Below are 20,790 nucleotides of genomic sequence, written 5' to 3'. Positions count from 1 at the left end.
TTGACCAACTTGAGGAGATAAAACCAAGAAAATCAAATAATAGATATTCTTTATCAATTAATAATATATTAATATTAATTATCTATTCTTGGGCTTGTTGTTTTAGTAATTTTATGAAGGTTAAAAAAATCAAATTAAAACAACATACTATCATGAGTAAAGAATTGGCAAACGGGGCAGATGCCGGAATGTGTCCTTTTTTAAACGGAGAATTGAACCAAGCCGCGGGCGGAGGTACCACAAATAAAGAATGGTGGCCAAATTATTTGAACCTGAACATTCTGAGACAGCACTCTTCCCTAGCTGATCCTATGGATGAGGATTTTGACTATGCCAAGGAATTCAAATCCCTTGATTTGGATGCTATCAAAAAGGACCTAACGGATTTAATGACGGATAGTCAAGACTGGTGGCCTGCAGACTATGGGCACTATGGCCCCTTCTTCATCCGTATGTCATGGCATGCTGCAGGAACTTACCGAATTGCCGATGGAAGAGGTGGCGGAGGTACAGGAAATCAGCGTTTTGCTCCATTGAACAGCTGGCCAGATAATGCCAATCTGGATAAAGCTCGACTTTTACTTTGGCCAATCAAACAGAAATATGGTAAGAAAATTTCTTGGGCTGACCTATTGATTTTGGCGGGTAACGTAGCCCACGAGTCCATGGGACTTAAAATGTTTGGATTTGCCGGGGGGCGTGAAGATATCTGGCAGCCTGAAGAAGATATTTATTGGGGCTCTGAAGCCGAATGGCTGGGCAATAAGGACCGCTATAATGAAGAAGGAGAATTAGAAAAGCAAATGGGTGCCGCCCACATGGGATTGATTTATGTAAACCCTGAAGGACCAAACGGGAATCCTGACCCTGTTGCTGCCGCCCATGATATCCGTGAGACCTTTGGCCGTATGGCAATGAATGATTACGAAACGGTTGCGTTGATTGCTGGTGGACATACGTTTGGAAAAACACACGGTGCAGCACCAGATTCTGAATACCTGGAAGCTGAACCAGCAGGAGCTTCAATTGAAATGCAAAGCATGGGTTGGAAGAACAACTTCGGCACCGGAAAAGGTTCTGATACCATTACAAGTGGTCTGGAAGGGGCTTGGACCGATACCCCCACACAATGGAGCCATACCTTTTTCAAAAACTTATTTGGTTACGAATGGGAGTTGACAAAAAGTCCAGCTGGCGCACATCAATGGAAGCCCAAAGATGGTGCTGGGGCCGGAACCGTGCCAGATGCACATGATCCAGCCAAAAAGCATGCACCATTTATGTTGACTACGGATCTCTCGCTTAGATTTGACCCAGAGTACGAGAAAATTTCAAGACACTTTTTAGAGAACCCTGAAGAGTTTGCTGATGCTTACGCAAGGGCATGGTTTAAATTGACCCACCGTGATATGGGACCTGTTTCTCGCTATTTGGGCACTGAGGTACCCAAAGAAGAATTGATTTGGCAAGATCCCGTTCCAGCAGCGAATCATGATTTGGTAGATGACAACGATGTGGCTGCCCTAAAAGCAAATATCTTGGCATCTGGATTGACCGTTTCAGAAATGGTGAGCACTGCGTGGGCTTCTGCTTCCACCTTTAGAGGTTCGGATAAACGAGGAGGTGCAAACGGGGCACGTGTTAGATTGGCTCCTCAAAAGGACTGGAAAGCGAACAATCCCGAGCAGTTGAGCAAAGTTTTGGATACCTTGACCAGAATACAAGAAGAGTTTAATAGCTCACAATCTGGAAACAAAAAGGTTTCCTTGGCAGATTTGATTGTTCTTGCTGGAAACGCGGGAGTGGAAAAAGCAGCCAAGAATGCTGGAAAAGACATTGCCGTTCCATTTAGTGCAGGTAGAACTGATGCTTCAGAAACACAGACAGATGCTGAATCCTTTGAGGTATTGGAACCACAGGCTGATGGTTTTAGAAACTATTCCAAAAGAAAGTTCAGTGTGCCCACTGAGGAACTGTTAGTGGATAAAGCCCAATTATTGACTTTAACTGCCCCTGAAATGACCGTATTGGTTGGAGGATTGCGAATGATGGAGGCCAATTTTGATAAATCAAATCACGGAGTATTTACAGATACACCTGGAGCCCTTACCAATGATTTCTTTGTGAACTTGTTGAATCTTGGAATAGAATGGAAAGCTATTTCTGATGATGATGAAGTCTTTGAAGGGAAAGACCGCAAGACAGGGGAGGTAAAATGGACTGGTACTCGAGTGGATTTAATTTTTGGATCTAATTCGGAACTGAGGGCTTTAGCCGAAGTCTATGGATGTAGTGATTCCCATGACAAATTCTTGAAAGATTTTGTAGCCGCATGGAACAAGGTTATGAATCTGGATCGTTTTGACTTGGCATAGTCTAAATAAAGAAAAAGAAAATTAAACCGAAGACTGCCATGCCCTCCCAAGGTTGTGGCAGTTTTTTTATAATTTAATATGTACGAAATGGATCAAAAAGAAAACTTTTTCAACCATATTAGAAACGGTTCACTTGAACTAGTGAAGGAATTATTGGAAACAAATCCTAATTTGTTGGAATCCACAGATCAAAGGGGGTCCACGCCGTTGCTTTTGGCTTCTTATTATGGTCACGGCGAAATTGTTGGCCATCTATTAGAAAAGGGAGCAACAGTGGACACCAAAGATAGCACAGGGAATACCGCATTGATGGGAGTTTGTTTCAAGGGATATACTAAAATTGCCAAAATGCTTATTGAGGCTGGGGCAAATGTTAATCAAACCAATTCCATGGGAGCCACCTGTCTGATCTATGCAGCTACATTCAATCGTGTTGAGATTGCACAACTACTGTTGGACAATAGTGCGGATACCACAGCCAAAGATGCACGTGGAAATACTGCGCTAGATCATGCAACTATGCAGGGCTCGCAAGTTTTGGTAGATTTGTTGGAAAAATTCTAAACAAATAGATGAGCACAACTCTGAAACTAGCTCTGGTTCAATCCAGTTTACATTGGGAAAACCCCGAAGCAAATCGGAAAATGTTCTCCGAAAAGATTAACTCTCTTTCGGAGGATACCCAAATGGTCGTTTTGCCTGAAATGTTTTCTACAGGGTTTACCATGTCTCCCCAGAACATAAAAGAATCCGAGGGGCCTAAAACTGTGAAATGGATGCAAAAAATGGCCACGGATTGTGGTGTTGCGCTAGTAGGGAGTATCGTCTTTTCAGAGAATGGAAAAAACTACAATCGTCTGTACTTCGTCCATCCAGATGGTACATTTCAGCAGTACGACAAAAAACACACTTTTACCTTGGCAGGTGAAGATGCCGTTTATACATCGGGTAACAGCAAGTTGATTGTTGAATACGAAGGATTTAGGTTGTGCCCTTTGATTTGTTATGACCTTCGGTTTCCTGTATGGGCTAGAAATGTGGAGGATTATGATGCACTGATCTATGTGGCCAATTGGCCCAAACCAAGAATTGATGCCTGGAATACTTTATTAAAAGCACGGGCCATAGAAAACATGGCATACAGTGTTGGGGTAAACTGTATAGGCGAAGATGCCTTGGGTTATAAATATCCCGGACATTCTGCTGTTTATGATGCCTTAGGCAATCAGGTGGTATTCTCAAATGAAGAGGGAATATGCTATGCGGTTTTGGACAAGGAGCATATTGATTTCAACAGGAACAAGCTCAAGTTCCTTCAAGACCGTGATGAATTTAGTCTGAAATGATAAAGTTTTGTTCCAGTTCCCAATTGGCCCTAACATCAATTACATCTGGATAATAACTCACTTTTTCAGGCTGCAGTTTTTTTAGGTAGTTCCCAGTATCCCATTTTCCGTTTCCATTATCGTCAAAAATCACACGAATCATATATTTTGCCGGAGTTAGGTTGTTGAATTCAAAAAGTTGAGCTTCTTCTGCCCAGATTTCCCGTTGGGTTTCTCCCCTTTCGTTGGTCAGTTGCACTATCATTGGATATTGGAAAGAGCCTCCTATTCTTACCCGAAGGTTACCATAATCGGCATAGCTTCCCGTCGAAAGCCTATAATCCAGGGAGTCATTTTGCATTCCGAAGAAATCGGTAAGTGCACCTGGTAACAAATTAAAAGAGTAGCTCTGATTGGGTTCCACGTCAAAATCAAAATCCAGCTTGTTGTTTATGGAATCCAAGGAATGTCGATAAGAAGCGATGAGGGTATCCTTGAAAAAAACTATTTTGGTGGTATCCACTTCTGTAAGTGGCGTATTGGACAAAATACTGAACGAGTCACCAAAATTGAATTTTCCACTTTTTGAAGGGCTTAGCTGCAGCGAGTCCAAGGGCAATTTTCGGGTTTTGACGGTAAAAGTGTCAATGGCCTCTAATTTTGGATTGCTGACCGTGAATATTATCGAGTCAATATCGGTTGGGGTCAACCAGTAGTTCAAGGTGTCGGTTTCTCTGTCCTTTAGGACCAAAGTTCGAACAGAGTCGGGCAAGTCCGTCAAGGTCTCTATTTGAATGTCTTCATGATTACCTTGATACCCAAAAATAACCCTGTTTTTGGCCACATAGCTAGGGACCGAAACTCGGTATGCCGGAGATTCCCGGAACAGGTTCAGCACATAGACCGAATCTGTAGGAAGCGTAATAGTGTCATACAAAAAACCGATTTTGTCCTGCCCTTGGTCAAAGAGATTGTTTTTGTTCACATCTTTTAGCGCAACCAAATTATAACGACCTTCTTTAAGATTTTTAAGGTTAAAGATTGGAAGACTGTCCAAGGTATTGGCAATGTACAAAGGAGGGCTTTTATATACGGTGGAATCGGTATAGGCGGTATCCAGCTCATAGAGCATCACACTGATAAAATCATCGGCCGACCGGTTAAAGGCGTCCTTCACGGCTCCAGAAAGCGTTAAAGAATCTATATAGTCACCAGTGGAGAAAACATAGCTCAAAAAACTGTTCGGGTTACCTTCATTATTGTCGACAATGCTTTGTCCAAAATTTAAGGTATAGGTGGTATTTTCCTTTAGGGTGTCCTTTATGACAATCTCAATATACTTGCTTGCACCACCGAGAGGTTTAATTTCTGGGGCATTTTTAAAGGGAGGGGAAACAATCAATTGATTCTGTACATCTTGCAGCTTGATCAATTCATCAAAGTACAAGCGGATTTTTTCTGCCTTAAAATTGGTGGAAAAATTGTCCGGTTCGGCCCTAATCAACTCAGGAGGGGTTACATCTTTCGGCCCTCCCGAAGGGAGACCTCCCTGGTTGGCACATTGGAACAGCGTAAGTCCCAATAAAATTAGGAAGACAAAGCTCAACAATTTTTTTAGATGGACCATCTTAAATAATGTGGGACAAAGAAACAACTAATTTGAAAATTGAGGCCCTCATTCACAAATTTTAACCCTACGGAACCATGGCAATGCTCAGCACGGAAACCGATACCTTTTCCAACTTAAAAAGGACCTTGGCACAAGACTCTATGGTGGCACCCGTGGTAATCACATCATCAACTAGAAGTATATGCTTAAACCTCATTTTGGTATTGGGATTTAAGGCAAAGGCCTTTTGGGTGTTTTCCCATCGCAGTAGCCGGTCTTTTTTGGTCTGGGTCTTGGTATTGGTTGTCCGTACCAATACATCATCACGGTAGTCGGCTTTAATGGACTCTGCTATTTTTTGGGCAAAAAGGGCCACTTGGTTGTACCCTCTTTTCTTTTGTTTTTTGGAATGTAAGGGAACCGGAATCACAACATCAACGGTTTCTAGGGATTTTTCCTTTTCAATGAGCGCACCACACCATTCGCCCAAAAACGAACCTATGTGCTCTTGTTTTTTGTACTTTAACCAGTGCAAAAGGGTCTTTACCATCCCATTTTTTGAAAAAAACACAAAGGAAGCGGCCTTTTTTATAGGAATTCTTCCATAAAATATGCGGTCTGCAGCGTTTTCATCGTCAAAGTTATGATCGGTGAGTGGCATATCATGTCGACAAACGGTACATAGGATGTGTTCTCCTCTGGATAATTGGGTATTACATCCAAAACATACCTTTGGCAATAGGATGGTGTTGATCTCGTTTATTATCTTAGCCAACCTTTTAGGCATCAAATCTTATTTTACGCGTTAGTAGTCTGTTACCCATGAACCCCCAAGATAACAATTTCAACTACAAGATTATTTTTGCTGCACTTGTTGCGGTGATTGTGGGGATATTGATTGCCTTTTACTACAGCTACGCCCAATCCAAAAACCAAATGCTCTTTTTAGAACAGGAAAAATCCCTTTTGGTCAAGGATCTTACCCTTATGAAGGCCGAAGTGGATCGCTTGTCAGGACTTAACGAGGTAAACGACATCGAATTACAGACTTCGCGCTTTAGGGTAGAACAACTTTTGGATTCGGTAGGAAGATTGAACTTCAGCATTACCAAACTTAAGGAGACAAGAAAAGAACTACGCAAATTGGAGGTTAGGTTTGATAGCCTTAAGCTCAAGAACAACTTTTTGCGATACAACAACAGTTTGTTGGCCAGCAGATATGAAGAAACACGCAAACAACTGGAAGACCTTAGGGGGAAAGCCAGTTCTTTGGAGCAGACAGAATCATTGTTACGGGAGACCAACAAGGAGCTTACAAGGGAATTACGTATAAAAAGCTACCTTAAACTACAAGATGCCGAAGGTAGCGGATTCCGGTTAAGGGCGGGGCGGCCCATAAAGACCAACAAAGCTTCCACAATTGAAAAACTAAGGGGGTGTGTTACAATTTTGAGTGACTCCAATGAACGCGGGGATGTTAAAATTCTGTACTTACAGTTTTTGGACCCTAATATGAAGGTGATAGAGGATAACGCTAACACCATCTCGGTAAGTGGCAATACCTACAGTAAAAAAGTAGAGATTGTTTACACAGGGAAAGAGATCAGTGTCTGTGATGCCATTACCGTACCCGAAGCATCCCTTGCTGAGGGAATTTATACCCTTAACGTTTTTGAGGACGAAAGACTCTTGGCGTCCACTGAATTTCAGTTGAAATAGCTTATTTCTTTTAGGGTAATATTCTATTTTTGCCGCATGGCAAATCAAGAAGACGTTTTTAAGAAGGTAATCTCCCATGCCAAGGAGTATGGGTATGTGTTCCAATCCAGTGAGATTTATGATGGGCTCAGTGCAGTTTATGATTATGGTCAAAACGGTGTAGAGCTAAAAAAGAACATTCGGGAGTACTGGTGGCAGGCCATGGTGCAGCTCAATGACAATATTGTGGGCATAGATGCGGCCATTTTTATGCATCCCACCACCTGGAAGGCCTCTGGACACGTAGATGCCTTTAACGACCCCTTGATAGACAACAAAGATTCCAAAAAAAGATACCGTGCCGATGTTTTGGTCGAAGACCACGTGGCCAAGATCGAGGCCAAGATTGACAAAGAAGTAAAGAAGGCCGCCAAACGCTTCGGGGACAGTTTTGATAAAAAACAGTTTTTGGAGACCAACCAACGCGTGCTGGATTATCAGGCTAAGGCAGATGGTATCCTCAAGCGGCTGGGCAAATCTTTAGAAAATGAAGATTTGGCCGACGTAAAGGCTTTGATTGAAGAGTTGGAAATTGCCTGTCCATTATCCGGTTCTAAAAATTGGACTGATGTAAAACAATTCAACCTCATGTTCGGGACCAAATTGGGTGCCTCCGCAGATTCTGCTATGGATCTTTACTTGAGGCCTGAGACCGCACAGGGGATTTTTGTTAACTTTTTGAACGTACAAAAAACGGGTCGGATGAAGATTCCTTTTGGAATCGCTCAAACCGGGAAAGCATTCCGAAATGAGATTGTAGCCCGTCAGTTCATCTTCCGTATGCGGGAGTTTGAGCAGATGGAAATGCAGTTTTTCATCAAACCGGGAACGCAACAGGAGTGGTACGAAAAGTGGAAGGAAAAGCGGATGAACTGGCACCTTTCTTTGGGTATGGGAGAGGACAATTATCGCTTCCATGACCATGAAAAACTGGCCCACTACGCGGATGCAGCGGCCGATATTGAATTCAAATTTCCCTTTGGGTTCAAGGAACTCGAGGGAATCCACTCCCGAACAGACTTTGATTTGGGGAGCCATGAGGAATATTCAGGCAAAAAACTACAATATTTCGATCCAGAGGAGAACAAGAGCTATGTGCCTTACGTGTTGGAAACTTCCATTGGTCTGGATCGTATGTTCCTGGCCGTATTCTCCAATTCCCTGCAAGAAGAGGAACTCGAGAACGGCACCACCAGAACCGTACTGAAGATTCCAGCGGTACTGGCACCCAACAAAGCGGCCGTATTACCCTTGCTTAAACGTGATGGCCTTCCAGAAGTGGCCCAAAAATTGGTGGACGAGCTTAAGTGGGACTTCAATGTAGTGTATGATGAAAAAGATGCTGTAGGTCGTCGTTATAGAAGACAGGATGCTGCGGGAACGCCTTTCTGCATTACCGTGGACCATCAGACTTTAGAGGATGACACCGTGACCATTCGTCACCGGGACACCATGGAGCAGCAACGCGTAGCCTTAAAAGAAGTTAAGGACATTGTTTCCAAAGAAGTTGATATGCGCTACTGGCTGCAACGTATCTAACCGTTATTCTAAGCAGTTTTCTTTCTTAGAAAGAAAATGGAATTGTAGCTTACAAACGCTAGGTACAGGTAGAATACAAAGAGCAAGAACCGTTGTACAATACCGTAATATTCCAAGGGGTAGAGTGTGGGAGCAAACAAAGGTGATAGGTTTAGGAATATCCCTAATACAATCAGTGCAAAGGTCAAGAACGAGACCATTTTAAAGGAACTTTTGATTTTGCTTTTCCAAAGTATGCCAAAGAACAGTGGCGCCATGTAGGGAATGGTTTGCGATAGCCCAAAAACGTTATGAAGTGGATGGGGCGAAGCAAAAATTGCTAGACCCAGCTCGGCAACTCCACCCAACAATAACAGCACGCCAGGAACCACGGATAAGCCGTTACGTTTGGCAAAGGAAATGAGGGACAACGCAAACAGGAGGACCAGTACCCCTACAGCTATGCTGAACAATTGAAACTGTTGGTATAAGGGCGAACCCATTTTCCCAATTTCGCTTACAGTCTGGGAAATGGCATTGTAATCTGGTAAAAGGTACCCCAAAAGGGTAGTGCCCAAGATAAAAAGAAGGGCCGCAGCCCAACCCGTCCAAAGAAATTTTTGTGTTGACATGACGCTAAGGTTTGGTAGGGAGACGATTAAAGCCCCAACTTGTTACCAAAAAGGTTCAGGGTGATGGTGCCACAGGTGAAGTTGATTAAATTGCTTGTTGGAAATTGAGTGAAAGTCATGCCGAATCTGTTTCGGCATCCCATGGTTTAGATGCTGCAAGTGCGACCCTGAATTTAATTCAGGGTGACGCTACTAATTAGTAGTAATAAACCCTTGTTTTTTAATGTAGTTTGCTCCCATGTTAACATCGGGACAAATAGCACAATTGAATCTCTGGATCGAGGACACCTATGGTAGTCCAGAACGACTGATCCAGCGGTTAAATGAACTAATCTATATGTTGCATTATCTGGAAGAAGAGGTATTTACCCAACACGAAATACAAGGTGCGGTGGAAACCTTAAAGGGTTTGGGGAGGGTGTTGAATTGGTGTGGTACAGAACTGTAAACCCGCTAGACCGTTGTTGGGCTGGTGAATTATGGCTGTTGTTGTAGACAGTTTTACTCACATTCATCATATTCTTGAATAATACTTAACAAGTCAGATTCTTTTAAAGTCCTATTTTTAAGTTTTGCTACTAAATCTGGGCAATCTGCAAAGTATTTCATTGCGTTTTTACTGAAAGATTTTTGAAACACAAATGGCCCCATTACTTTTATTAATGCGGTAGCATTTCTTTCATACTTTCTTTGTGCATAGTATTCGTTAAAATCAGAAGGACGCCACACTGTTTTCTGTACAAAGCCATTGGCATCTGGATGTGAGTGGCTTACATCACTTACCATTCTTGCGTACAATCTAATTTTATTACCTGTATAAATTCTCTTAAATAATTGCACCTTGCTTGGTGAAGTTCTTATATATTCGAAAAGAGAATTTTCATTGTTTAAGTCCTTAAATATTAATTTATTTGCAGAGGTGTGGTCATATCTTGTTATTTTTCCTTCAAGGTTCTCTTTAAACTTTATCTTTTTGGAATTAGTTAGAGTCCCTCTGCTAATCATGGGTATTTGTATAAAGCCTTTTATTGTATCATTGTTTTTCAGCACTAGTTCTCCGTATTTCCAATCGTATTGGCCATATGATGATATGTGAGTTAACAAGAAAAGTGAAAATATTATTCTAAATTTCATTATTACTTTTTAATTGTCTAGAACGGTCTCGGCTATGAGTAGTGCGGGATTGAAAAGCGGTAGTTTTCAATCTTGCACGAACGTTAACGAGCCGCTTTAATATTTTTTAATTTTTGTTTCATAAATATCTAAACTGCGAACAGAAGAGCAAGCCGAAACTTCGGTTTAGCACATAAGCCAGCATTACTTATAGCCCATGTTGTATGCAGTGTTTTAAGTTTTACAGATTTAAATATCGAGCTACCACAAGTCCCAAGATTATTATCACGAACCAAAATAAAAACCCTAGCATTTTCACTTCGGAAGCTTGCTTTGTCTTTTTGTCGAACCCGTATTTTACAAATCGCTGAAATTCCGATTCAGAAAAGTGGTCCTTTCTCCAACTGGGATGCGGTGTGAGAAATGGCAGAAAGAAAAAAGAAATCCATTCGTCTCGGGTTAATGGCTCGTCCTTGCGTTTTTCTTTAAATTCCAAATACTTTACATATTCTGATTCCACTACTTTTAGTTCTTCATCCGTTAAGTTCCGTTTGTCCAATTCCGATTTTGCCGTTTCCACCAATGTTTTGTTTTGCCCATTTTTAATCAAGTCCAAAAGTTCAACATTAGTGTATCGGTAAATTTTTTTATTTGTCATCCAAAATTGGGTTTACACTGCTTACAACGGTCTCGGCTATGATTTAGTTCCAGACATTTCCATAGGAAATGCCCAGACAGAAATCCAACCATCACTTAATTACCTGAAATCTGTGAGGACTACTCCTCTGAACTTATAATCAATGGCCCTACGGCATTACTCTGCATGGTATTCTGAAAGGTTGCTACTTCTTCTTTTTTAAATTGGTTCCAAGCTTGTTGAACTATTGTCCACTCCGTATGAAGTTTCTGATATACTTCCACATACTGATCTGCCGGTTTAAAGTCAGCAACAGCAATGGTAGTTGCCAGATAGCCCAATTTTTCCATGAGCATGCCCGGTAATCGAATCACATCCTGCCCCTTGCCCGTATGCTTCAGTTGGATCATCTTATTCTCTAATTCCGTCGCTGTACTATCGAGTTTTTTCACTTGATCGGCCCTCTCGCCTTCAAGTAGCGGAAGCATATCTTTCAGTTGTCTACGTATTTTTTCTGCCTCATTCACCGTTTTGGAAATCGCCTCATAATCAACCCAGATTTTATCCAGAAGTTCTTTTTGGGCTGCTATATCACTTAGACTGCCCTCAGTATTGGGGTCTTTCAGCAATCTAAAACTTTGATTTTGCATTTCATCGCCTACTTTAAGGCTCACCGTGTACGTTCCTGGACTAGCTAATAAAGACATGGGGGGCACCAGCGACTTTCGGGTTCTTTTTTCTGATAATTGAATCCACGGAGCATACAAGGGTTTGGTGCGCAAAACCAGCTTTGTGCTTGGATCTTCCTTAAAGTCCCACCATACACGATTAATACCCGGTTTACCTTTGTGTTTAAGGGTTCTGATTGTTTTGCCATTCGCATCGGCTATCATTAGGGAAACACTGTCTTTCACTTCCCCTGATTGCCAGTAATGAAGCGATGTGCCAGCTGGCGGGTCATCACCAAAAGAAGCTTCTTTGAAGAACTGCATCACCATAGAGACCGGTTGCAATCGGTAAGCATCCTTTGGATTAAAGAGGTGCATGGCTGAATTCTTCACTTCGGCAGTGAATTGCTGAAGAGGGGTCAAATCATCTAGAATCCAAATACCACGGCCATAAGTGCCCACCACCAAATCATTAAAATGTTCTGGAATATCCATCCAATACATAGGACTGGAAGGTAGGTTGGTCATAAGAGATTGCCAACTAGCACCTTTATCCAAGGAGAAATACAAAGCATTTTCGGTACCTAAATACAGTAAATTGGGATTTATCGGATCCTCCTTGATCATTCGACAATAGCTTAACTTGCCACGTTGAATCCCATTTGTGATTTTAGTCCAGCTCGTACCATAATTGGTGCTCTTGTAGACATATGGAGTAAAGTCTCCCATCTCGTGCGCATCTACCGTCAGATACACTGTGCCCTCGGCATGTTTGGAAGCCTCAATATTCCGCACGGCTCCGTATGTGGGCATTCCAGGGATTTTAGCCGTCACATTGGTCCAATTAGCACCATTGTCCCGACTCATATGCACCAAACCGTCATTGGTACCTGCCCATAACAGGCCTTGCTTCAGCGGGGATTCTTCCAGTGCATAAACCACGTTGGCATATTCCACGCCGATATTGTCTCCGGTTAACCCTCCTGAAAACTGTTGCTTACTCGGGTCGTTAAGGCTAAGGTCGGGGCTGACAATTTCCCAGCTCTGTCCGCCATTTGTGGTTCGATGTACATATTGACTTGCCACATAAACTGTGTTGTTGTCATGTGGTGAGATAAGCAATGGAAATGTCCACTGGAAACGGTATTTGACGTCCGCAGCGGGCATACCTGCCGTCAGTTCAGGCCATACTTCCACCTGTCTAAACTGCCCGGTTTCTTCATTAAATCGTGTGACTACGCCTCCCAAAGCACCAAATCCTGATGCGCTGGACCAAACGATATTTGGATCGGTCGGGTCAGCGGTAGCGAAACCACTTTCTCCACCTCCCACATCGTGCCACATACCCGTAGGAATAAAACCGCCAAAAAAGCTTTGCATACGACTTCTACTTGGGCCTTTCATGGAAGGGCCATCCTGCCGGTTCGTGAGCACATTATATGGTATTGCTGTGTCCGTAGTTACATGATACAGTTGAGCTACGGGTAATTGTACCCTATGCCAGGATTTCCCACGGTTATGGCTAATGGACAGTCCACCATCACCCACTACAATCTGCCGATTACCATTGGTGGGATCTACCCACATTTCATGATGGTCCCAGTTGGGAGCGGTTCCAGGTTTCGCCAAGGTAGCGGTTTTTCCACCATCAATACTCGTAGCATACGCTGCGGAGAAGAAATATATTTCGTTGGGATTGTCAGGTGATGCTGTGCATCGCGTATAGTAAGCCCCACGGCCTGTCAGGTCTCTATCTGAATTGATCAGGGCAAATGTATTTCCTCTGTTTTCTGAACGCCAGAGCTCCCCGGTATTTGTTGGTTCACCATCCAGCGGGATGCCATCTCCAGTTTCGATCAAAGCATAAAGCCTTCCTTGTTGGGCGGGTGTCATCGCCAAGGCAATCTTACCCACTTCTCCTTTTGGCAATCCTTTGCCTTTCAATTTTTCCCAGGTTTCACCACCGTCAAGTGATCGGTATATCCCACCTCCAGGACCACCACTTTTTCGGGTCCAAGGACGAATTTCCAAGGACCACATTCCCGCAAAGAGAATCCGAGGATTAAATGGATCCATGACCAAATCCGAAGCCCCTGTACGTTTATCGACATGGAGTACCTGCTTCCAGGTTTTACCACCATCGGTAGTCTTGTATATACCGCGTTCCTGTTGCGGCGTATAGCCATGCCCTAAGGCAGCAACATAAGCGACTTCTGGATTTGTGGGATGCACAATAATTCGACTGATTCTTCCCGTATTCTCGAGTCCGAGATGCGTCCAGTTGGCTCCTCCATCGGTAGAGCGCCAAACACCATTTCCAATAGAAACATTAGATCGAATAAAAGACTCACCCGTTCCGGCGTAAACTACCTCCGGTTCACTGGGGGCCAATGCAAGCGCTCCGATCGAATGCACACGTTGTTTATCGAAAACAGGCTTCCAGTTTAGGCCGCCATCCACCGTTTTCCAAATACCTCCTGAAGCTGCACCCACGTAATAGGTCATAGGATCTCCTGCAGCACCGGTGACGGAGATAATCCGGTTGCCGACAGGACCAATATGTCGGAATTTCAATTGATCCATCTGCTTGGCAGAAAGCTGCTGAGCAGAAGTATTGGTAGGTAGAAAAAGAATAAAAGCTAGGAAACCAAGGATAGTTGTTTTCATAAGAGGATGAGTGTCGGTTACGATTTCCCTAAGCTAGCAAAAACTGGCATCAAAAGAAAACTTCGTTTGAGAAAATAGCCTTAACTAATTTTTTATTGTAGCCAACTTGGTTATATAGGTATAAAGCATATCCATATAACTCTAATATGATGCATAATGGTTATTGTTGTACTGAAAGACAGTTCAACAGTATCCTTCCATAATGGTTTTTGTCATTCTAGGGGTCGACTATCTTTTTTCTACGAACCATTTTGTGCCCCATTTCACTATTTTGTGCCCAACAATTTCTCCAGTGATTACATCTCTGGTCATCGTATCATTGTTACCATTACTTGATGCAATCAGGGACCACTCCAAATTTTCCTTGAGCAGTACCAATCCCTTTTCATAATCTGGAATCTGACCCACTATTGGGTCAATTTGACCGGTAACGAATTGACCATTGGGCGAATTCATTACAGTAGTGAACTTAACCAAGGCGGTGTGTTCTACATAAATTTCCGGATTGCTACGTCTTGCCATTTTAAAATAGATTCGAATGTTCTGTCCGTTTTGGATTGCTGATATCAAATCGTTTAGTTCTCCCGTGACAACTGCTCCCTCAGCATCATTTTCATAAACCAATTCCCATTTATCTTGTGAGTAACAAAAAGTTGAAACGAATATGATTAGGATTGTAAGAAATGTTTTCATCTAAATAATGGTTTATTTTCCTTGGCTTTATTAGACGGGTATTCTAGAAACCAAGTCATTTTATGTCGTTGAGGCCAGTCTTTGATCAATTCACCTGTTGAACGATTATGGACCTGCGCATTAAAAGTACCTTTAGTGGTTAAAACACACTGCCAAATGTGTCCTCCCTCCCCAATTTTTTGATTATCCACATCAATATAGCTTTGTAATAAGGGATGCGCATCAATAACAGCAGTAACATTTTTTTCCTGAATTACAGTTAGGAACAAGGGCTCTGCCATATGCTCGAGCCGAAGAATAGAATCTGCTCTTTCTCTTTCCCAGCCCCAGCCTACTCTTACATCGTACCCATTTCTAATCCCAACTATTAAAGAATCTATACTTCCTGCTAGTCGATTTCCGTTCTCATCATTTTGGTATACCGATTTCCATCCCGATTCTATAAGCTCTAAATCAGCTTGATTTTGTTTTTCTTGATTACAGGAAAAAAATATTCCCGAAAGAACCATAAAAAAGATAAATAACCTTGTCTTATTCATATTGATGATTTCTTTGTTTGCCACTAGCACCCTCAATGGATATAGGGATATTATTTTGGCAAATTCCCGGTTTCGTCCAAAATGCCTTCCATTTTAATATGAGAGACAACAGGCGTTTTGGCCATGCGCACCAGGGTAATATGGTCAAAGGAGAGGGAGTCTCCTTCGTGTTGGGCACCACCCGTAGTGCCCAAAATGGTATAGCTCCTGTTGTTTCGCACTTGGTGGGAGAAAGAATGAAAATGTCCATTGATTACCGTATAGGGGCGGTCCGCTAACAATGCCTCCAATTTACCCAGACCTTTGTCATCTTCGCGCATCCAAAGGGGTTTGTGCATGAGCACAAAAGTCCATTTAACCTCAGGATATTTTTCAAGCACTGCTTTATAATAGTCCAATTGTTCCTGTCCCATGGCGCCCAATCTGCGTTCTGGCATGTGGTAGTATTCAGATTCCTCGTATGTACCCTCCATTTCTCCTTTAATGATTTTCAATGCAATGGCTCGGGCCTTGTAGATTTCCATCATACGTTCCTCGGTGTAATCTTCGGAATCCATCATCAGAAACAATACATCTTTGTAAACAAAGTGGTAGTAACGTGGACCCAGACGATTTTTCCAGAATTCACGCATTATGGGGTTGGTAAGGTCGTGATTACCCCCTAGGTAAAAGAATGGCATATTGAGTTTGGCTGTGCGTTGGTCAAAAGAATCCCATTCTTTGGTCAGTTGCTCGGGGTCTTCAGTGCCGCCATCAATAAGGTCTCCAACACTGAGTACAAAAGTGGGTTCCAACATATTCAATTGAGCCACTGCAGTGCTGTAGACACCTTCGCGCTCCCCACCATTAAGGTCGGAAATGATACCAAAGGTGAAATCTTCTTCTCCTTCTTCAAAAACATCACTGGTCCAAGGTTTGGGCCCTTCGGGAACATCATGTTCAAATTGTGATACAGGCTCTTTTGGCGTAGGCTCATTGTTGACCTTGCAGTTGAAAAGAAAAAGAACGGAGCAGAATAGGAGGAGACGAGTTTTCATGTCACTTTTTGGTTTAGTGACATAAACCTACCCAATCCCGCAGGAATATCCAAAGTAAAACCACCTAACGTGATTGAAAGTGACACAAAAAGAACCCGCTAAAAGCGGGTTCTTCAACAAGATTTGGATAAGAAATCAATTGATATTGAAGTTTTGCATAGAAGTTTCTATATATTCTTCTTCCCCCACAATAGAGTATACCGCTCCGTCTTTTTTGGCGGTCAATTTGATATAGAAACCTCCTTTCCTTTTCTCTTCATTGAGGTCAACTATTGTCACAACTCCATGATTTACTTGGTACATCCTGACTCCCGTAATGGGATGTAGAACCCATTTCCATTCATTGTTTTCTGACATATAGGTGCTTTTAACATTTGGGTACATTTTTCTCACAGCTGCTTTTATAGAAGCATTGGCGGCACCTGTGTACTTAGGAGGTCTATAGGCTCCTATACCCACTTTTGGGTTTACAAAAAGTTTTTTATAGGCGCTAGCGGAAAGATTCACCGGCTTTTCTCCGACTGCTAGGATTTTCTCAGACCGACCCGTTGGGTCATCCCTTTCCTTCATAAAGAGTTGGCCCACTACTGTATACTCACCTGCTCCCTTGCGCATCAGGACATAGTGCAAATATTCAAAAGTTCTTGGGGGCAGTATCTGTTTGTCAACACCATCATACATTCTATACCAGAACGTAGGGTCTTTTGCATTGGCAATATCATCTGGACTCCACCCCATTTGTATATTTTCTTTTTCTCCTTTTACATACCAACGCAAATAGATGTCTTTTTTAGTCCATGGATTTGTTTTTGAACGTATGTTTTCAGGTGTTTCAGGTAGCACGAATCTTGCATAGATTGGGGAGATTCCATCCCAGGGCTCATCCCCTTTATAAAAATCAATTCCTTTTGATTTTGTGGGTTTACCTTCGGTTGTCATCAATATACTTCCGGTTGTCCCTGTAATTTCGGCACATACTACACAATCATCCATAGAGCTTTCCGGGAAAACGGGACCTAAAGAATCTTCAATTTTTTTAGCCCCTTTTGCGTTAGGTCCAAACACTACTCTGTAGGCTTTATCAATAGTAACAACGTAATATCCATCATCCAATGCGGAAATTTTAAAACCGTCACCTTCATATTCCTTTTTGTGTAGGTCCATGATTGTGGTAAAACGTAAAAACTTGGGTTCTTTACCATCTACTATATCAAATTTCAAATCGAAGTAATCCTCGTTGGAAATGGTATCAATGGTAACGGAATGAAGATAATCCACACTCGTTTCAAAGGGAATACCCTCTCTGTTGAAGTGAACTGCTGGAGATTGTTTCCAGTCCAATGCCACTTTTTTCCATTCTAAGATGGTTTTTTTGGTTTCCTTCCAGAAATTTGTAGAGGAAAAAGGCCCTTCCATTTTTTCATTGAAATCGGCCAATCTGGTATCAAACTCTTCTGGGTCTAAGAGAAGGTCAATAAAATCTACGAGATCGGCTGCGACATCTGGCCGTTCCGCTTTTGCTATTGTTTCCTTTATTGAGTTGTATCCTTCCGTAAAACTCTTAGCTTTATTCCAAGCAAAACTGCTCTTGTAGGGTTCCACACCCGTGACGTTCAACAGTTTTTGGGCAATTTCCTCTTTCCAGAAAGCATTCCTTGCCCTACTAGTATCAACCCATGAAGGGGGAGCATCTCCAGTACTACTGCTGGTTGTTTTTTTTGGAATGGTAGTTTTGGTTGATTTACTGGAAGAAATATCTTTGGATGAGTTTTCATTGTTGACTTTGGGAGTTGACTTTTTTGAATTGTTTTTACCATCAACAGTATTTTCAATTTTTTTTTCGGTCTTCTTTTTAATTTTTTTCAACAACTGGGCCTGCATAGTTTGTGTACTTGCCAAACCAAAAACAAAAAAGATTGTGAATAGGAATATTTTTTTCATGAGAGATGATTTTAAATTGGTTAACAACACAATTTTTAAAATATCTCTTACTTTTTCCCCAGTGAATTTAGCGGAAGCCATTTTGGGTTCATGGACGCCCCGTTTCAATTTATGAATGAAAACTATGGCTTAATAAACAAAGAGTTGGATTTTTGATTGTCGAAAAAAAGCAATACCCAAAAGAACATATTATTGTTTGGCACTAATTATAGGGAATACCCCAATCGCAACCCTCCATAATAGTTTCGTCCGTTGCCAGGATAAAAATAGCGTGGGAGCGAGCCTCCAAACCCTACTGCATTGATCAATACACTTTGGGCATAGTTGGTGTTGAAAAGGTTGTTGATTCCTACATTCAGACCCAATGAGAAATGGTCGCCCAATTGACTGCGGTAATTTAACTTGGCATGGAACACATTAAAGGATTCACTGCGCAGGGTATTGGCATCTGTAAGCGGAATCTCATCCACAAATTGGTGGGTAAGGTTCAGACGAAATCCATTGGTATGATGTACTGTCAATCCAGAGCTGACCCGGTGCTTGGGTACCCCTGTGAGCGGATTGCCTGAAAAGTCATTGTCCTCATCCACAAAATCCACAAAACTATGGTCGTTTAGCGTATAACTCAGGTAAGGTGAGAGCACCAACGTTTCAGAGAGACGCAGAATGTATTTGGCATCAAGTTCCAGTCCCTGGTGGCGTGTCTCCCCGGCATTCCGACCAATAAATTGGTCTTCTCCCACACGTTGCGCGACCAACAAATTATTGATGTTCATGTGATAAAGAGCTAACCCAAGGGATAGTTTTCTGCCAATGGGGCGCCACTGTCCACCCAGTTCGTAGCTCATACCGGTCTCCTGGGCAATATCAGGATTAATGATTCCATCTGGTGTTAAAGTTTCCTCAAGGCTGGGATTGGAAAACCCTCGGCTAGCATTGGCATAAAGCTGACCTTTTTCAAACTGATATTGCAGTCCCACGCTAGGAAGCAGAATGGGGTCAAAATTGCGTTCTGCGGAGGTATTTTCATCTCCTGTGTTGAACAAGTCTCTAAAATCGTAATCCGTTTGGTTGAAGCCCAATCCCAACTGCACTGAGAAATCCTCAGTAAAAGGATACATCAGCGTGCCAAAAAGGTTCAACTGGGTCCGAAACTCTTTATTTTGACTTAATTGATTGCCCTGCAGACTGCCATCACCATCATTGTCCCTGAACAGATTACGGTAAGTGCTCCATTCGTATTCATCTTTGTATAGTTCTCCGCCAAAACTGTAATTGAAGGTCCCCCAATTTCCCTCAAACAAACTTCGAAAGCCATAGCCGTTGGTGATTTCATCTAAAATATTGAAAGGTCTGGGTTCGTAATGGTCCAAATAAGTGTAAAAAATACTGGTGGTGTTTTTGAACTTATCCGTAATCTGCCAGTTGTGGTATAATCCTGTGAGGGTATATTTATTGTCCTCAAACCCACGGGCAGCCAACCAATTGGCAGCGGCCAATCTGGGATTTTCAGAGAAATCGGTTTGATTGAGTGAACTGGGGATATGAGCTCTAAAATCAATATAATTGATGAGGATACCCAACTCACTTTTCGCGTTTAGGTTGAAGTTGGTATTCAATAACACCCCATCCCTAGTAAGCCCGTTATTTTGTCGGAATCCATCTGTTTCCAAATGATTGTAACTCAATCTAAGGTTGAAGTTTTTTTCTTGATGGCTGAAGGAAAGGTTGTCCTTCAACATATTGTAGGAGCCAATCGTAAATGAATTGCTGATTCGGGTAAGGTTGGTTTCGGAAGGTAAGGTGTTCAAAAGCACTGCACCTCCCAGATTACCACCAAAGGTGGTACCCTTGGGTCCCTTGATGACTTCCACGGCACCCAGGTTTTCAAAATCGAATGCTTCAATGGTGGATGAACCCGTACCATTGGTCACGGGAATGCCATTGAAATACAATCGAAGTTTATCCGTTCCAAATGGTGTTCTTGCGCCTACACCGCGAATGGTAATCCTATTGGTGTTGAGTGCTCCAGATAGAATGTATACCCCGGAAATCTGGTTAATTGCCGAAGCAATGTCCACCGGATTGAATTTTTCAAAAGTTGATGGACCTACAATGGATGAGGCTGTAATCCCTGTAGCTTTTTTGGGAACGGCGTCTTCCAATACAATGACTTCATCGAGCTGGGTAACCGAATCTAATTGGACCTCCTGGGCAACCAATGTGGTCGTAAAAAATATGAATAGAAATGGGCGGAAAATTTTCATGCGGGTGAAGG

The 20,790-nt window shown here is 42.4% G+C and carries 17 protein-coding genes; 6 read left to right on the top strand and 11 right to left on the bottom strand.

Translation table 11 applies throughout. The features are described from left to right. The first annotated feature begins 152 nt into the window (after nucleotides 1-152). The 3 genes from katG to DX873_RS09520 all read left to right on the top strand — a co-directional run bounded on the left by katG (nucleotide 153) and on the right by DX873_RS09520 (nucleotide 3,721). Nucleotides 153-2,375: a catalase/peroxidase HPI gene (gene katG, locus DX873_RS09530; RefSeq protein WP_232520888.1), complete on the top strand. Its 2,223-nt coding sequence runs from the start codon at nucleotides 153-155 to the stop codon at nucleotides 2,373-2,375. An 87-nt stretch (nucleotides 2,376-2,462) separates the two neighbouring features. Continuing rightward, nucleotides 2,463-2,939 carry an ankyrin repeat domain-containing protein gene (locus DX873_RS09525; protein ID WP_116184860.1) on the top strand — a complete coding sequence of 159 codons (477 nt, stop codon included), beginning with the start codon at nucleotides 2,463-2,465 and terminating at the stop codon, nucleotides 2,937-2,939. Nucleotides 2,940-2,947: 8 nt separating this feature from the next. Continuing rightward, nucleotides 2,948-3,721 (top strand): nitrilase family protein, encoded by a 774-nt coding sequence (locus DX873_RS09520; protein ID WP_116184217.1) that lies wholly within the window; start codon nucleotides 2,948-2,950, stop codon nucleotides 3,719-3,721. Here DX873_RS09520 and DX873_RS09515 read toward each other — a convergent pair. Next, on the bottom strand, nucleotides 3,708-5,327 hold the full coding sequence (locus DX873_RS09515) for an Ig-like domain-containing domain (RefSeq protein WP_116184216.1): 1,620 nt from the start codon (nucleotides 5,325-5,327) through the stop codon (nucleotides 3,708-3,710). The two genes, DX873_RS09520 and DX873_RS09515, sit on opposite strands and share 14 nt — an antisense overlap. A 67-nt stretch (nucleotides 5,328-5,394) precedes the next feature. Continuing rightward, nucleotides 5,395-6,096 carry a ComF family protein gene (locus tag DX873_RS09510; protein WP_181899460.1) on the bottom strand — a complete coding sequence of 234 codons (702 nt, stop codon included), beginning with the start codon at nucleotides 6,094-6,096 and terminating at the stop codon, nucleotides 5,395-5,397. A gap of 35 nt (nucleotides 6,097-6,131) precedes the next feature. Here DX873_RS09510 and DX873_RS09505 point away from each other — a divergent pair, with 35 nt between their 5' ends. Next, entirely contained in the window at nucleotides 6,132-7,028 is an 897-nt protein-coding gene (locus DX873_RS09505; RefSeq protein ID WP_116184214.1) for a hypothetical protein, read from the top strand. A 36-nt stretch (nucleotides 7,029-7,064) separates the two neighbouring features. Beyond that, nucleotides 7,065-8,606, top strand: a complete 1,542-nt coding sequence (locus tag DX873_RS09500; RefSeq protein ID WP_116184213.1) for a glycine--tRNA ligase — start codon at nucleotides 7,065-7,067, stop codon at nucleotides 8,604-8,606. 8 nt (nucleotides 8,607-8,614) lie between these two features. Here DX873_RS09500 and DX873_RS09495 read toward each other — a convergent pair whose 3' ends face one another. Next, on the bottom strand, nucleotides 8,615-9,217 hold the full coding sequence (locus DX873_RS09495; protein ID WP_116184212.1) for a DUF998 domain-containing protein: 603 nt from the start codon (nucleotides 9,215-9,217) through the stop codon (nucleotides 8,615-8,617). Between the two features lie 238 nt (nucleotides 9,218-9,455). Here DX873_RS09495 and DX873_RS09490 point away from each other — a divergent pair, with 238 nt between their 5' ends. Beyond that, nucleotides 9,456-9,665 carry a hypothetical protein gene (locus DX873_RS09490; protein WP_116184211.1) on the top strand — a complete coding sequence of 70 codons (210 nt, stop codon included), beginning with the start codon at nucleotides 9,456-9,458 and terminating at the stop codon, nucleotides 9,663-9,665. A gap of 53 nt (nucleotides 9,666-9,718) precedes the next feature. Here DX873_RS09490 and DX873_RS09485 read toward each other — a convergent pair whose 3' ends face one another. The 8 genes from DX873_RS09485 to DX873_RS09450 all read right to left on the bottom strand — a co-directional run bounded on the left by DX873_RS09485 (nucleotide 9,719) and on the right by DX873_RS09450 (nucleotide 20,779). Next, nucleotides 9,719-10,351: a hypothetical protein gene (locus DX873_RS09485; protein WP_147296640.1), complete on the bottom strand. Its 633-nt coding sequence runs from the start codon at nucleotides 10,349-10,351 to the stop codon at nucleotides 9,719-9,721. A 220-nt stretch (nucleotides 10,352-10,571) separates the two neighbouring features. Next, a complete protein-coding gene (locus DX873_RS09480; protein ID WP_116184209.1) occupies nucleotides 10,572-10,988 on the bottom strand; it encodes a hypothetical protein in 417 nt (138 codons plus the stop codon). 119 nt (nucleotides 10,989-11,107) lie between these two features. Beyond that, a complete protein-coding gene (locus DX873_RS09475; RefSeq protein WP_116184208.1) occupies nucleotides 11,108-14,302 on the bottom strand; it encodes a VPS10 domain-containing protein in 3,195 nt (1,064 codons plus the stop codon). A 228-nt stretch (nucleotides 14,303-14,530) separates the two neighbouring features. Beyond that, the gene (locus DX873_RS09470) at nucleotides 14,531-14,995 is read right to left on the bottom strand and encodes a hypothetical protein (protein ID WP_116184207.1); all 465 of its coding nucleotides are present in this window, start codon (nucleotides 14,993-14,995) and stop codon (nucleotides 14,531-14,533) included. After that, nucleotides 14,992-15,534, bottom strand: coding sequence for a hypothetical protein (locus tag DX873_RS09465; protein ID WP_147296639.1), 543 nt, complete (start codon nucleotides 15,532-15,534; stop codon nucleotides 14,992-14,994). Before DX873_RS09465 ends, DX873_RS09470 begins: the two co-directional genes overlap by 4 nt. A 50-nt stretch (nucleotides 15,535-15,584) precedes the next feature. Next, nucleotides 15,585-16,571, bottom strand: coding sequence for a metallophosphoesterase family protein (locus DX873_RS09460; protein ID WP_116184205.1), 987 nt, complete (start codon nucleotides 16,569-16,571; stop codon nucleotides 15,585-15,587). 135 nt (nucleotides 16,572-16,706) lie between these two features. Further along, nucleotides 16,707-18,512 (bottom strand): hypothetical protein, encoded by a 1,806-nt coding sequence (locus DX873_RS09455; protein WP_147296638.1) that lies wholly within the window; start codon nucleotides 18,510-18,512, stop codon nucleotides 16,707-16,709. A 206-nt stretch (nucleotides 18,513-18,718) separates the two neighbouring features. Next, nucleotides 18,719-20,779: a TonB-dependent receptor family protein gene (locus tag DX873_RS09450; RefSeq protein ID WP_116184203.1), complete on the bottom strand. Its 2,061-nt coding sequence runs from the start codon at nucleotides 20,777-20,779 to the stop codon at nucleotides 18,719-18,721. Between the last annotated feature and the right edge of the window lie 11 nt (nucleotides 20,780-20,790).

Source organism: Flagellimonas nanhaiensis, from assembly GCF_003382275.1.
GTDB classification, from domain to species: Bacteria; Bacteroidota; Bacteroidia; order Flavobacteriales; family Flavobacteriaceae; genus Flagellimonas; species Flagellimonas nanhaiensis.
Note: the sequence above shows the minus strand (reverse complement) of the source record. Positions and strands in the feature narration are given on the sequence as shown.